Genomic DNA, 12490 nt, shown 5'->3' with positions numbered 1-12490 from the left:
GACAGAAACCCGTGAGGGCCTAGTCTCTATCGATCGAGGCTTGCGCCAGCTTGAACAGGAACACGACCGGCAAACACTACAGCCTCCAACGGAACCATGCAGTGGCATGCCTTTACAGCGCCGTGCGTCCTATCGGACGCACAAAGGACGCTGTAAGTCTTGGAAACTACGCATCGAGCTTTCCGAAAATCGGGTCCGATTTTCGGGCCGATGCGCTAGAAGCGGCGGCGGCGGCTCGCGCGCCACATTCGCCATTGCCGCTGCCACTGAGGCGGCTGGATCGACTGGCTGAGGGTCCGGGCACCGGCGGCCTCGGCGCGATCGAACACCGGCTCGGCGAGAGCGACGGGGATGAAGGCAGAGAAATTCTGCGGAGAAATGGAAGCCAGGCTGCTGCGCGCTTTGGCGAGGTGATCCCGGCCAAGTCCGCAGAATGCGCGAACGGCCCTGCCGATCGATTCCTCGTCGCGCCCATCCAGCAGCATTTCCCTGTCGAGCCCGGTCGCGCGCAGAAGGTCCGCGGGAACATAGACCTGGCCCCGCCGTGAATGGATCGGCAGGAGCAGCAACAGACCGGCGATCGTCTGCGCGACGCCGGCATGCCCGGCAGCATCCGCCGACTCGGCGGCGCTGGTCGGGTCGAGAACCAGCGAGGCAAGCTGAATGAGCGCCGACGCGGTTTCGCCGGCATAGCCTTCCAGCGCCGTCGTATCCTCCATCGGATCGTCGTAAAGGTCGAAAATCCGAGCGTCGATCATGTTCTGCAGAACCGCCACGGGCAGATGATGCTCGTCAATGCAGCGCAGGAGCGCGCCTGCCAGAGGGTGGCCCTCGTCCCCTGATCGGTTTTCCAGCAGGTCGCGCCACCATTGCAGCCGGATTTCGCCAGGCAGCGGCTCGTGTATCATGTCGCGGATGCGGGCAATCTCGGCGTGGAACGCATAGAGACAGGCTAACGAGTGCCGCTTTTCCGGCGGGGCGAGCAGGCATGCAAGGTAGCGATCGCGATCGGTGTCCCGCAGAGTGGCGAGGATCGGGGCATCGGGCTCTTGCACGCTGGGAATCCTTCGATACTGGATCAAACCGCAATCAATGCGGCGGCGACGGCGCGCGCTTCTGCCAGCATGACGTTGTAGGTGCGGACCGCTGCGCCGGTACTCATCGGATCGGACGAGATATTGGCGGCTTTAAGCGTTGCTTTCAAATCCGCCGGCAAGGGTCTGATTTCACGACCCGTCCCGACGAGCAGGACTTCGATCCCTTGCGCCTCATCCAGGACGCGCCGAAACTTGTCGACCGCCAACGGATCGCCCTCGGCCACGTCCCACGCATAGATACCGGACGGCAACATCAGCACCGAGCCACGATGCGACATGTCAGCGAAGCGAAAACCGCCATTGCCGTAGGCGTCGATCGGCGCACGTCCGGGGAAGTGCGCTTCGTGCATTTCGATACCTTTGACCATCAGGCAGCCCCTGTTGCTGTGTCTTGCGACGGGGTGCCGCGTCCTCCCAGTGCTCCGCCGAGACGATTGTTTCGGCGGTTGAAGAGAATGAGAACCGGTCCCGCGATATAGATCGACGAAATCGTCCCGATCACAACCCCGAACAGCAGCGTTGCGCTGAAAGACTGCACGAGGCGGCTTTCGCCAAACAGATAAAGTGCAACGAGCGCCAGGGCCGTCGTCATCGCGGTCAGGATGGTACGTGAAAGGGTCTGGTTGATCGATGCGTCGATCAGTACCGAAAGCCGCATCCGGTGATAGCGCGCCAGGTTCTCGCGCACGCGGTCGTAGATCACCATCGTATCGTTCAGCGAGTAACAGACGATCGTCAGAAGCGCGGCAAGGCTCGCGAGATTGAATTCGATGCCGGTCACCACGAGGAAGCCCAGCATCAGCAGCACGTCGTGAAGCGTGGTAATGACCGCACCGGCGGCAAACTTCCAGTCGAAACGCAGCCAGACGTAGAAGATGATGGCGAGTATCGCGGCTGCGACGGCGAGCGTTCCGGCGCGCGTCAGTTCGCCGGAGACCGCCGGGCCGACCACCTCGACACGCCGGAACGTGTAGTCATCCTCGAGTTCGGCGCGAACCAGGCCCATCGCGGTCTGGTCTGCGTTGTCGCCGGCTTCCTGCGAAGGGATCCGCAGCAGGATGTCGCCCGCCGAATCGAGTTCCTGAATCTGGACCTCCGCGAGGTTCAGGTCGTCGAGGCGGGCGCGGAGGTCTGCAACATCGACAGTGCCGGCCTTCGACCGGAGTTCCAGGAGAGACCCACCCTTGAAATCGGCCCCCATGTTGAGGCCGATGCTCACCAGCAAGACGAGCGAAGCAAGCGAAAGAGACGCCATCAGGATGAAGACGGGGTTGCGCAGCGCCATGAACCGGATGTCGGCCTCGGCAAAGAAGCCGGTGCGGATGCCCCTTGGCAAATGTTTCGGCCGGCGGCGGCGATACCATCCTCGGATGAGGCGGCGCGTCAGGCTGTGCGCCGTCAGGATGGTGGTCACGCTGCCGATTGCAAGCGTCGCCGCGAAACCGCGTATGGCTCCCGTACCCAGAAAGAAAAGTATCGCGCCCGCAATCAGCATTGTCAGGTTCGCGTCGACTATGCTCCTCAACACGCGGGAAAACCCGGTATCGAGGGCTTTGCGCAACGGTTCGGTGCTGCGGCGCACCTCTTCTCGCAACCGCTCGTAGATAAGCACGTTCGAATCGACCGCGACACCGATTGTGAGAATGATCCCCGCGATTCCCGGCAAGGTCAGCGTGATTCCGAGGAGCGACAGTACCGCGACGATGAGCACAACGTTGACGATCACCGCGGCCACTGCAACAACGCCGAAGAAGCCGTAAAATCCGATCATGCAGGCTGCGACCGCGGCGGCCGCGACCAATCCTGCTGTCAGGCCGTTTGCGATGGCATTCGTTCCGACTTCCGGACCGACTGTTCGTTCTTCGATGACCGTCAGCGAGACGGGAAGCGGCCCAGCTCTCAGCAGTGCAGAGAGATTCGCCGCGCCCTCCTCGGACAGGTCGGCGGAGAGCCGGGCGATGTCGCCTTCGATGGCTTCGCCCAGCGACGGCGTCGAGACCACCTGGCCATCGAGCACGATGGCGAAACGTCTCTGAGGAGCGGATTGCAGCACAGGCAGGATCCGCTGCGATGCCTCGGCCGTCAGCCGGACATCGACCACTGGCGCGCCGGTTTTCGGATCAAGCCCAGGTTGCGCGTCGGCAAAGTCCTGGGCCGAGGCCAACGCCCGCCTTTCGACGAGGTAGGGAACCGGCGGGTCGTCCAGCGAATAAAGAATTTTCGATGCGGCAGGTGGTCGCGTGTCGAGGGCCTGCTGCGGCGGCATCGATGTGTCGAGCCACCGGAGGGAGACGCTGCCGCGCTGGCCCAGAAGATCCTTGAGCCGCTGAGGATCGTCCAGGCCGGGTATCTGTATGCTCAAGCGGTCGTTGCCGCGACGCCGGATGACCGGCTCGACAGCGACGACCTCCCCGACGCGGCGACGCACGACGTCGATCGCCTGCGTAAGCGCTGTGGACAGACGGAAATCTATCCCTTCGTCCGTCAGGCGAAGCCGCAGTGGCTCGTTCGCCGCGGTCTCGTCCGCGACCAGTTCCCGGATCGGACTTCCAGTTCGGTCGGGCGCGTCAACCGGCGCGGTCAGTGCGCGGATGGCCTCACGAGCAGCCGCTGCCCTCGAGGCATCGCGCAGCCGGAACTGGATTTCCTGGCCACTGCCGGAAAGACCCGTATAGCCGATATCGGCATCCCGCAGCGCCCGTGCAATCGCCGCGATCGTGGATTCAAGCCGGTCTGCGACGATGCTCTCGCGGTCGACTTTCAGGACGATATCGGAACCGCCCCGCAGGTCGAGGCCGAGCGGCACCTGCCGATGCGGCAGCCAGGTGGGCCAGCCGGCAAGCTGCTCGCTCGGAACGACGTTCGGCAGAGCAAAGGCAAAACCGGCCAGAACGACCAGCCAGATCAGGGTGTTCTTCAACGGCGAGAAATTGGGCATGCCTTGAAATGCTCCATCGCCAGGCCCGGCTGGTCGTGACTGGTGCGTTTATTCCTTTACGGGCTCACCCTTCACGCGAACTTCGGAAACACCGCTGCGCACGACACGAACCTTGATCCCTTCGGCAATCTCGACTTCGAGTTCCGAATCGTCGACCACCTTCGTCACCTTGCCGACGATACCGCCGCCGGTAACGACCTGATCGCCGCGACGGATGTTCTTCAACAGCTCTTCGCGACGCTTCATCTGCGCACGCTGCGGGCGAATGATCAGGAAGTACATGACGACGAAGATCAGGATGAACGGCAGAATGGACATCAAAATGTCGGCCCCCCCGCCGGCGGCGGGAGCGGCAGTCTGCGCAAAAGCTTCGGTAATGAACATCGATCACTCCTTGAGTTCAACCCACGCGGTTACCTTAGCCGCGCGAAATCCGCCCGGAATATAGGTAGGCAATCCCACGACACAAATGTCGGCACCCTTCTCCGTTGCTCCTGCCTCTGACACAATTTCGGCAATAGGAGAACCCCTTGAGGGCGGGCAGCCGGGCTTTTCCAGCGCAAACCGCCGTGCTACCGACAAAATCGCCACGGCTGAAGAACAAGCGGCCGACAATTGCGCGGCTGCAGCGCCGCCGCATGCTCCATCAAGGGCGTGGGCCAGGGCTGCGGACCAAGATTCCTGGAGTATTTCGATGCGCGAAACCAAGCTCGACGTTCTGATCAGTGAAGTGCAGAAGCTTTCGGCAGCGCTCGACCGCATTGCCGGACCGCCGGCGGCGGACAACGACTGGAACGAGGCCGAATGTTTCGTGTGGGGTCCCACCACCCGCCATCTGCAGCCGGTGGCGAGGCCAAATCGCATCGATCTCTCGCTGATCACCGGCGTCAATCACGTCCGCGACATTCTCTTCGACAACACGCTTCGTTTCGCCGAGGGTTACCCTGCAAACAATGTGCTGCTCTGGGGCGCGCGCGGCATGGGCAAGTCTTCGCTGGTCAAAGCGGTCCACGCGAAGGTGGCACGCGATACCGGCAGCGGCCTGAAGCTTGTCGAGGTGCATCGAGAGGACATCGCCTCTCTCCCCGCCCTGATGGACATCCTGCGGCAAGCTCCGGTCCCGGTCATCGTCTTCTGTGACGATCTTTCCTTCGACCACGACGATACATCCTACAAATCGCTGAAGGCCGTTCTCGACGGAGGCGTCGAGGGACGCCCTGCGAACGTCGTGCTCTATGCCACCTCGAACCGCCGCCACCTCATGCCGCGCGACATGATGGAGAACGAACAGTCGACCGCCATCAATCCTTCGGAGGCCGTGGAGGAGAAGGTCTCCCTATCGGACCGGTTCGGGCTTTGGCTCGGCTTCTATAAGTGCAGCCAGGACGACTATCTGGCCATGATCGATGGATACGCGCGCTATTTCCACCTCACCGTCGAGCGCGAGGCGCTTCACGCCGATGCCCTGGAATGGGCGACGACGCGGGGATCGAGATCCGGCCGCGTCGCGTGGCAATTCATTCAGGACCTGGCTGGCCGTCTGCGTCGTCATCTCGACGAGACGGCCTGATCGGGCGCACCGGGCGCCGTGAGGACTACTCCAGGAATGTCGCCGGGTTCACCGGCGTCGCATTCTTGCGCACCTCGAAGTGCACCTGCGGCTGGCTTGCCTTGCCGGTCATGCCGGAGGCGGCAAGCGTCTGGCCGCGCTGAACCTTTTCGCCGCGCTGGACCTTCAGTTGCGAAGCGTTGCCATAGACCGTGACGGTCCCGTCGTCGTGGCGGACCAGGACGGCATTGCCCAGTTCCTTCAGGCTGCTGCCGGAATAGATGACCACGCCGTTCTCGGCCGCCTTGATCGGGGTGCCTTCCGGCACCGAGATGTTGATGCCGTCATTGCGATTGCCATCGACATTGGAGCCATAGCCTGCGACGACCGCCCCGCGGACCGGCCAGCGATATTTGCCGATCCCGGTCGACTTCGGAGACTCCTGGTCGACATCGGTCTTGATGGCGACGTCCGATACGCTTTCCTTGGCGACCGGTGCCTTGTATTCAGCCGGCTTGCCTTGATCGAGCGACGCGACCTTCGTTTCCTTCTTTGCCGGGACAGAGGCCGTGACGACCGCGTCGGTCGCCGTCGCGGCGGCACCGGGCATCTTCAGCTTCTGGCCGATGCGGATGGATTCCGCCGTCAGGCCGTTTGCCTGCTTCAAGGCTGCCACCGAGACGCCGTTTGCCTTCGCAATCTTGTTCAGCGAATCCCCTGGCTTGACCGTGTAGCCACCATCCGAGCCGCTACCCGCACCGGCATTATTGAGCTTGCCCGCGGCCACGTCGTTACGGCCTTCGCTCTTTTCGCGGGACTGGGACTGACCGGGGAGAATGGCCATTTCGCGCTGGTCGGCGGGCAACGGCGAAGGCTGCCGCTTGCCGCCCTCGAAGTCGGCAATGGAACCAGACGCCGCAGCTTTCGCGGCGCTGCTCGCCCCACCGAAGGTCGGCACGACGAGGCGCTGCCCCGGCTCAACCTGGCCCGAGGATTTCATGCCGTTCGCCTTGAGAATTTCCTTTTCGGGAACTCCGAAGCGGCGAGCCAATACAGCGACCGTATCGCCCGGGCGAACCATGATCGTCGGCGCATTCGCGGTCGTCCAGCCACCCTTGGCCGAAGTTCCTCCGGAAGACGAAGGAAGCGGCTCAGCCTTCGCGAGTACGGGTTGCGGCTCGCGGGCCGCGGGGAGCGCCTGCGGCTGGCGCGGCGCGGCCGGTGCCGGCTCCGCCAAGGCGGTGCGCTGGACACTGACCGGCGTGGAAGCGGCCCGAGCGCTGGAGACCGGCGTACTCCCCGTGCTCATCGGATCATAGGACGCGCTCTGGCCGGAATTCGGGAAAGCCTGACCATAAGATCCGCTGCCCGAACCAGCGGACGAGGTTAATTGGCCACCAGAGACATCGCCGCGCGGCACATTCCCGGGGATGGAACTGGTGGTGATATCGTCGGACCTCGAAAAGAGGCCGCTAAAACGGCTTACGTCGGAGCTGCAACCAGTCGCAACGCTTGCCAGCAAGACCGCCCCACTCAGGCGGACCAAGGACTTCCCTGCACTGGGAGATGAAAATTGACGCATGACGCTTACCCACTCCGAACGCAACTCGCTGTGGAATGATTAAAGCGCATTAGAGTTACCGCCCGGTTAAGGGCGGCACCGATTTGACGAAATGCTAACCATATGAGCCGCCACCGGCGCTGGAGACGCCGCTCGCACGCGAGAGCAGCCGCGGCATGCCCCTAGAGAAGTTCGGAATAGAGGCGCTCGATTTCCGACTGCGACCGCGATTCCGGCGGCTGGTCCTCGTAGCTGATACTGCCGACGTCCCAGCCGACAAAGGGGGTTTCGCGCGCCGGCAAAGCACTGGCGCCGACTGAAGACACCGACTTGTCCTCGTCGAGGAAGACGCTGACCAGCCTTTTGAAACTGCCTACTGCGTCCAGTCCGCTTTCGGCATCGTATTCCAGCGACCGCAGGCCGGCCACGGCCGCCTCACGCGTGCCGAAATAGCGCAGGCTGTTCTGGTCCTCCGGACGGAGACTGTCATAGTAGTCGACAAAGGCACTGTAGTAGGCCCTGTAGTCGCCGGTCTCGGCGTGCTTGCCGAAGGCCTGATACTCTCGCGCGGCCAGCTGGCCCGAAAGCCCATTGTTCCATTCGTCACTGGTCAGGGGCGGAAGCTTTTCGGGCGTCTTTCTGGTGCGGCTGAGATAGAGCAGCGCGTCCACCGAGAGCGAAATGCGCGGCGTGGGATCGAAGAAGTTTGCCGGAACTGCTTGGACCGCACCGTCGTCTTTACCGCCGGATACAACCTGCCCGGCGGAACGGCCGGCGAGATTGCCCAAACCGTCACCGGTTGTCGCTGCGGTCAGCCTGTTTGCGATCTCCATCACCGTCTCCGTCGCTGACACGATGGAGCGGATCAACGCGGAAACGCGACTCAAGCGCGCCGTCAGCCATCGTGCCTGTCCGGGCTACGGGCGCAAGCTTGCGCGAAGCTGGATTTCGTTAAGAATGTGTTAATTCGCTATTTTGAAGGACGTTACAGGGCATCGCTGATGCCAGCCCGGGCCGATGGGCTAAAGAAACGATGCGAGCTGCGGCACGATGGGAAGATAGGGCGCATCGAACAGGTCCTCGCGATCGAAGCGGCTGCCCGTGCGGCTGACCCGCACGATTCGGCAAAGCGTTTCGCTCATCATGATCGGAACCAGCAGGGTGCCGCCGGAGACGAGGTGGTCGGAAAACATGCGCGGCAGGCTGTTGAACGCAGCGGTGATCAGGATTCGGTCGAATGTCCCCTCACCCGGCACTCCGGAACTACCGTCCGCGTGTCTGACCACGACATTGCGGATGCCGGTCTTTTCGAGGTTCTTCTGCGCCGAGCTCACCAATGTCTGATACCGGTCGATCGTCAGGATGCGTTCCGCGATACGCCCCATTACCGCCGCCGTGAAGCCGCTGCCCGTTCCGACTTCAAGAATACGCTGACCTGGCTTGAGATTGAGGCAGTGCAGCAGGCGAACGGCAAAATCACATCCCTCCATGAACGATCCGCAGTCAAGCGGGATCAAGCGCTTGGAATAGACGTCGTCCTGATACTGGGGGGGGCAAAAATTGCTGCGCGGGGTCTGCTCGACGGCCTTGAGCAAATCGTGATTGACCACGCCGGCGGAACGAAGGCGCAGCGCCATGGCCGCAAAGCCCTCCTGCTGCAAAACGCGTCCGTTCAAGCGCCGGTCCCTTCCCGCAGTGCGCGCGCAATGCGCTCCTGGACGGCATAGTCGGTCATATCCAGTTTAAGCGGGGTTACCGAAATCCTGTTTTCACGCACCGCGCGAATGTCCGTCCCGGCGCGGAAGTCACCCGAACGCTCGCCGAAGCGGAGCCAGAAATAGGGAAATCCACGACCGTCGATACGTTCGTCAATGCTGAGGCCGAATTCGAGCTTGCCTTGGGAGGTCACTTCCACGCCTGCCACGGCGTCGGCCGCGCAGTTAGGGAAGTTCACGTTAAGGAGCGTTCCCTCCGGAAGCTCGACATTCATCAGGGTGCCGATCAAGGCGGGCGCGTGGGTCTCGGCGACATCCCACGAAACGGCGCCGCCGACGGCATGCTGGTAGGCCTGGCTGACGGCAATCGAGCGGATCCCCTGCAGCGTGCCCTCTATGGCGCCGGCGACCGTGCCGGAATAGGTGACGTCGTCCGCAAGGTTGGCACCGATATTGACGCCTGAAAGGACGAGATCCGGCTTGCGGTCGAGAATCTTGCGCGCCGCCATGATCACGCAGTCGGTCGGCGTTCCCCTGAGCGCGAAACGCCTTTCCCCAACCTGTCGCAGCCGTAGCGGCTCCGAGAGCGTCAGCGAGTGGGCGAGTCCGCTCTGGTCCACTTCCGGCGCGACGACCCAGACATCGTCCGAGATCGTCAGCGCGATCCGCTCGAGGACCGAGAGCCCTTCGGCGTGAATGCCATCGTCATTGGTCAGCAGGATGCGCATCCGGTCTCTTTCGCTTACCCGCGCCTCAGGCCGCTTTCTCGATGCGTCGGAGGCCGCCCATATACGGAACGAGGATCTCCGGCACGGAGATCGAGCCATCGTCGTTCAGATAGTTCTCGATGACGGCAATCAGCGCACGGCCGACAGCGACGCCGGAACCATTCAGCGAGTGGACGAACTTCGTCCCCTTCTCTTCCTTGGTGCGATAGCGCGCATTCATGCGGCGCGCCTGGAAGTCACCGCAGACCGAGCAGGAGGAGATTTCACGATAGGTATCCTGGCCGGGCAGCCAGACCTCCAGGTCATAGGTCTTGCGCGCCCCGAAACCCATGTCGCCAGTGCAAAGGGTCATAACGCGATAGTGGAGACCGAGCCGCTTCAGCACCTCCTCGGCGCAGGCGGTCATCCGTTCATGCTCGTCAAGCGAGGTCTCGGCGTCCGTGATCGAGACCAGCTCGACCTTGTTGAACTGGTGCTGGCGCAGCATGCCGCGCGTATCGCGCCCGGCGGAACCCGCCTCCGAGCGGAAGCAGGGCGTCAAGGCCGTAAAGCGCAGCGGCAACTTCTCGCCCTCGAGGATCTGCTCGCGCACCATGTTCGTCAGCGGTACCTCCGCTGTCGGGATCAGCCAGCGTTCGTCCGTCGTGCGGAAGAGGTCTTCCGCGAACTTCGGCAATTGCCCGGTCCCATACATTGCGTCGTCGCGGACGAGCAGCGGCGGCTGCACTTCGATATAGCCATGCTCCTGCGTGTGCAGGTCGAGCATGAACTGGCCGAGGGCACGCTCCAGACGGGCAAGCTGCCCTTTCAGAATCGTGAACCGCGAGCCGGCGATGCGGGCAGCGCCTTCGAAGTCCATGAAACCGAGGGCTTCGCCGATCTCGAAATGCTCGAGCGGCTTATGGTTCCAGGTGGGCTTGGCGCCAACGACCCGTTTCACGACATTGCCGCTCTCGTCCGGGCCGACAGGCACGTCGTCGAGCGGAACGTTCGGAATGCGTGACAGGGTATCGGCGAGCTCGGCTTCGAGCCGCCGGCTCTCCTCTTCGGCGGCGGGAAAAGCGTCCTTGAATGCTGCGACCTCCGCCTTGAGTTTTTCGGCGAGTTCGCTGTTCTTCTGCGCCATCGCCGCGCCGATTTCCTTCGAGGCGGCGTTGCGGCGGGACTGCATCTCCTGCAGCGACTGCAGAATCGCCCGGCGACGCTCGTCAAGCGCGATCAGCGCCGCGGATATCGGCGCCGCGCCCCGTTTCGCCAGGGCATTATCGAGCACGCCAGCATTCTCACGAATCCATTTGATATCGAGCATAGTCGTCCCACGCGTTGGTCAGGTCACGGCGCGAAAACGTCAGCCCTGGGCGGGCCCGACCGTTCCCGAAGAACCTTCCTGCGAAGAGGCAGACTCGTCTGCACGTGCCTCAGCTTCCCGCTGTCGTTCAACGAGTCGCGCCGTATAGATTGAAATCTCGTAGAGAAGGATGGCTGGCAGCGCAAGACCGATCTGGGAAACAGGGTCTGGCGGCGTCAGGACGGCGGCGACGACGAAGGCGATGACGATCGCATATTTGCGCTTCTCGGCGAGTCCCTGCGAACTGACGAAGCCGACGCGCGCCAAGAGCGTCGTGACGACGGGCAACTGGAAGACGAGGCCGAAGGCGAACACCAGCGACATGATCAGGCTCAGATACTCCGACACCTTCGGCAGCAGCTGGATCGCGACCTGCCCTTCGCCGCCGCCTTGCTCCATGGCCAGGAAGAACCACATGACCATCGGCGTGAAGAAGAAATAGACCAGAGCGCCGCCGAGCAGGAAAAGAAGCGGAGACGCAACCAGGAACGGCAGAAAGGCGGCCCGCTCATTCTTGTAGAGACCGGGCGCGACGAACTTGTAGACCTGCGAAGCAATGACTGGAAAGGCGATAACCAGCGCGCCGAACATCGCCACCTTGATCTGGGTGAAGAAGAATTCCTGCGGGGCGGTATAGATCAGCTCGACGTTGCGATGGCTGAGGCCGGCCCAGCTCACCGCCCACTTGAACGGCAGGACGAGGAGGTTGAATAGCTGCTTGGCGAAATAGAAGCAGACAAGAAAGGCGACGAAGAACGCGCCGACAGCCCACATCAGCCGCGCGCGCAGCTCAATGAGGTGCTCGATCAACGGCTGCGGCTTGTCCTCGATATCGCCGCTCATGCGTCACCTTTTTTCTTGCGCGAAGATGCGCTTGTCTTCTCGGTCTTGATAGCGCTCGCACCCTCGCCGGCTGTTGTCTTCCTGGCCGCGATCTTCTTCGGCGCCGTCGACGCGGTCGCCTTGGGGGCTCGCTTGTTCGGAGTGGCCTTGACGGTCGGCGCCTTCGGCGAAGCAGTCGCGGCCTTGGGCTTGGCGGCGCGCTTTGGCGGCGCCCCGGCGGGCTTTGCCTCCGCCACCTTTACCTCATCCGCCGTCGCACGTTCCATCTGCCGGGAGGCAGAGCCGACAGCGGCGGCGGCCACCGTGTCGACAGGCTGTGTAATTGCCCCAGCGGGCGCGCTCGCCGGAGCAACTTGAGATTCCGGCGTTGCAGGTTGAGCCGGCGCGTCGGGCGTCGTGGCCTTCTGCAGATCCGATTTGATCTCGTTCCCGAGCTGGCGCAGCGGGTTCATGGCGTCGCGCAACGCCGTGGTCGGATTGAGACTTTGCGCGTCGCTGATCGTCTTGCGGACCTCGTCGAGATCGGCCTCCCGCAGCGCTTCGTCGAATTGACGGCGGAAATCGGAGGCCATACCCCGCATCCGCGCCGTCATCCGCCCGAAAGCCCGCAGCATGGGCGGCAGGTCCTTCGGTCCAACGACGACGATCAAGACGATTGCGATAACAACAAGCTCGGTCCAGCCGATATCAAGCATCCGACGCGCCCTACAA

At 62.9% G+C, this 12490-nt stretch carries 12 protein-coding genes; 1 reads left to right on the top strand and 11 read right to left on the bottom strand.

The window, feature by feature from the left end; all coding sequences use genetic code 11:
- Positions 1-215 precede the first annotated feature (215 nt).
- Genes RHIBR816_RS0126735 through yajC form a run of 4 tightly spaced genes read right to left on the bottom strand, consistent with a single transcriptional unit; the run spans position 216 to position 4419 of the window.
- On the bottom strand, positions 216-1055 hold the full coding sequence (locus tag RHIBR816_RS0126735) for a phytoene/squalene synthase family protein (RefSeq protein WP_018239662.1): 840 nt from the start codon (positions 1053-1055) through the stop codon (positions 216-218).
- A gap of 23 nt (positions 1056-1078) precedes the next feature.
- On the bottom strand, positions 1079-1465 hold the full coding sequence (locus RHIBR816_RS0126730; protein WP_018239661.1) for an Mth938-like domain-containing protein: 387 nt from the start codon (positions 1463-1465) through the stop codon (positions 1079-1081).
- Positions 1465-4035: a protein translocase subunit SecDF gene (gene secDF / locus RHIBR816_RS0126725; protein ID WP_018239660.1), complete on the bottom strand. Its 2571-nt coding sequence runs from the start codon at positions 4033-4035 to the stop codon at positions 1465-1467. Before secDF ends, RHIBR816_RS0126730 begins: the two co-directional genes overlap by 1 nt.
- A gap of 48 nt (positions 4036-4083) precedes the next feature.
- Positions 4084-4419 carry a preprotein translocase subunit YajC gene (gene yajC, locus RHIBR816_RS0126720; RefSeq protein WP_018239659.1) on the bottom strand — a complete coding sequence of 112 codons (336 nt, stop codon included), beginning with the start codon at positions 4417-4419 and terminating at the stop codon, positions 4084-4086.
- A 310-nt stretch (positions 4420-4729) separates the two neighbouring features.
- On the opposite strand from yajC, the gene RHIBR816_RS0126715 reads away from it, so the two are divergent.
- Positions 4730-5605 carry an ATP-binding protein gene (locus tag RHIBR816_RS0126715; protein WP_018239658.1) on the top strand — a complete coding sequence of 292 codons (876 nt, stop codon included), beginning with the start codon at positions 4730-4732 and terminating at the stop codon, positions 5603-5605.
- 25 nt (positions 5606-5630) lie between these two features.
- On the opposite strand, the gene RHIBR816_RS0126710 is transcribed toward RHIBR816_RS0126715, so the two are convergent.
- The 7 genes from RHIBR816_RS0126710 to tatB form a co-directional block, all read right to left on the bottom strand.
- Positions 5631-7166 carry a LysM peptidoglycan-binding domain-containing protein gene (locus RHIBR816_RS0126710; protein WP_026187466.1) on the bottom strand — a complete coding sequence of 512 codons (1536 nt, stop codon included), beginning with the start codon at positions 7164-7166 and terminating at the stop codon, positions 5631-5633.
- Positions 7167-7327: 161 nt separating this feature from the next.
- Positions 7328-7978 (bottom strand): hypothetical protein, encoded by a 651-nt coding sequence (locus RHIBR816_RS0126705; protein WP_018239655.1) that lies wholly within the window; start codon positions 7976-7978, stop codon positions 7328-7330.
- A gap of 189 nt (positions 7979-8167) precedes the next feature.
- Complete coding sequence (locus tag RHIBR816_RS0126700; RefSeq protein WP_018239654.1) at positions 8168-8821, bottom strand: protein-L-isoaspartate(D-aspartate) O-methyltransferase; 654 nt, start codon at positions 8819-8821, stop codon at positions 8168-8170.
- A complete protein-coding gene (surE, locus tag RHIBR816_RS0126695; protein WP_018239653.1) occupies positions 8818-9588 on the bottom strand; it encodes a 5'/3'-nucleotidase SurE in 771 nt (256 codons plus the stop codon). Before surE ends, RHIBR816_RS0126700 begins: the two co-directional genes overlap by 4 nt.
- 25 nt (positions 9589-9613) lie before the next feature.
- Positions 9614-10897, bottom strand: coding sequence for a serine--tRNA ligase (gene serS / locus RHIBR816_RS0126690; RefSeq protein ID WP_018239652.1), 1284 nt, complete (start codon positions 10895-10897; stop codon positions 9614-9616).
- A gap of 39 nt (positions 10898-10936) precedes the next feature.
- Positions 10937-11779: a twin-arginine translocase subunit TatC gene (tatC, locus tag RHIBR816_RS0126685; protein WP_018239651.1), complete on the bottom strand. Its 843-nt coding sequence runs from the start codon at positions 11777-11779 to the stop codon at positions 10937-10939.
- On the bottom strand, positions 11776-12474 hold the full coding sequence (gene tatB / locus RHIBR816_RS0126680) for a Sec-independent protein translocase protein TatB (protein WP_018239650.1): 699 nt from the start codon (positions 12472-12474) through the stop codon (positions 11776-11778). The genes tatC and tatB overlap by 4 nt, the downstream gene beginning before the upstream one ends.
- Positions 12475-12490: the final 16 nt, after the last annotated feature.

Source organism: Ensifer sp. BR816 (genome assembly GCF_000378985.1).
Taxonomy (GTDB): Bacteria; Pseudomonadota; Alphaproteobacteria; order Rhizobiales; family Rhizobiaceae; genus Sinorhizobium.
This window is presented reverse-complemented; position numbering and strand designations above follow the sequence as displayed.

Coding starts and splice junctions, on each gene's coding strand:
- RHIBR816_RS0126730 (WP_018239661.1), bottom strand. CDS start 1,465: ATGGTCAAAGGTATCGAAATGCACGAAGCGCACTTCCCCGGACGTGCG.
- RHIBR816_RS0126715 (WP_018239658.1), top strand. CDS start 4,730: ATGCGCGAAACCAAGCTCGACGTTCTGATCAGTGAAGTGCAGAAGCTT.
- surE (WP_018239653.1), bottom strand. CDS start 9,588: ATGCGCATCCTGCTGACCAATGACGATGGCATTCACGCCGAAGGGCTC.
- RHIBR816_RS0126705 (WP_018239655.1), bottom strand. CDS start 7,978: ATGGAGATCGCAAACAGGCTGACCGCAGCGACAACCGGTGACGGTTTG.
- RHIBR816_RS0126710 (WP_026187466.1), bottom strand. CDS start 7,166: ATGCGTCAATTTTCATCTCCCAGTGCAGGGAAGTCCTTGGTCCGCCTG.
- serS (WP_018239652.1), bottom strand. CDS start 10,897: ATGCTCGATATCAAATGGATTCGTGAGAATGCTGGCGTGCTCGATAAT.
- yajC (WP_018239659.1), bottom strand. CDS start 4,419: ATGTTCATTACCGAAGCTTTTGCGCAGACTGCCGCTCCCGCCGCCGGC.
- tatB (WP_018239650.1), bottom strand. CDS start 12,474: ATGCTTGATATCGGCTGGACCGAGCTTGTTGTTATCGCAATCGTCTTG.
- secDF (WP_018239660.1), bottom strand. CDS start 4,035: ATGCCCAATTTCTCGCCGTTGAAGAACACCCTGATCTGGCTGGTCGTT.
- tatC (WP_018239651.1), bottom strand. CDS start 11,779: ATGAGCGGCGATATCGAGGACAAGCCGCAGCCGTTGATCGAGCACCTC.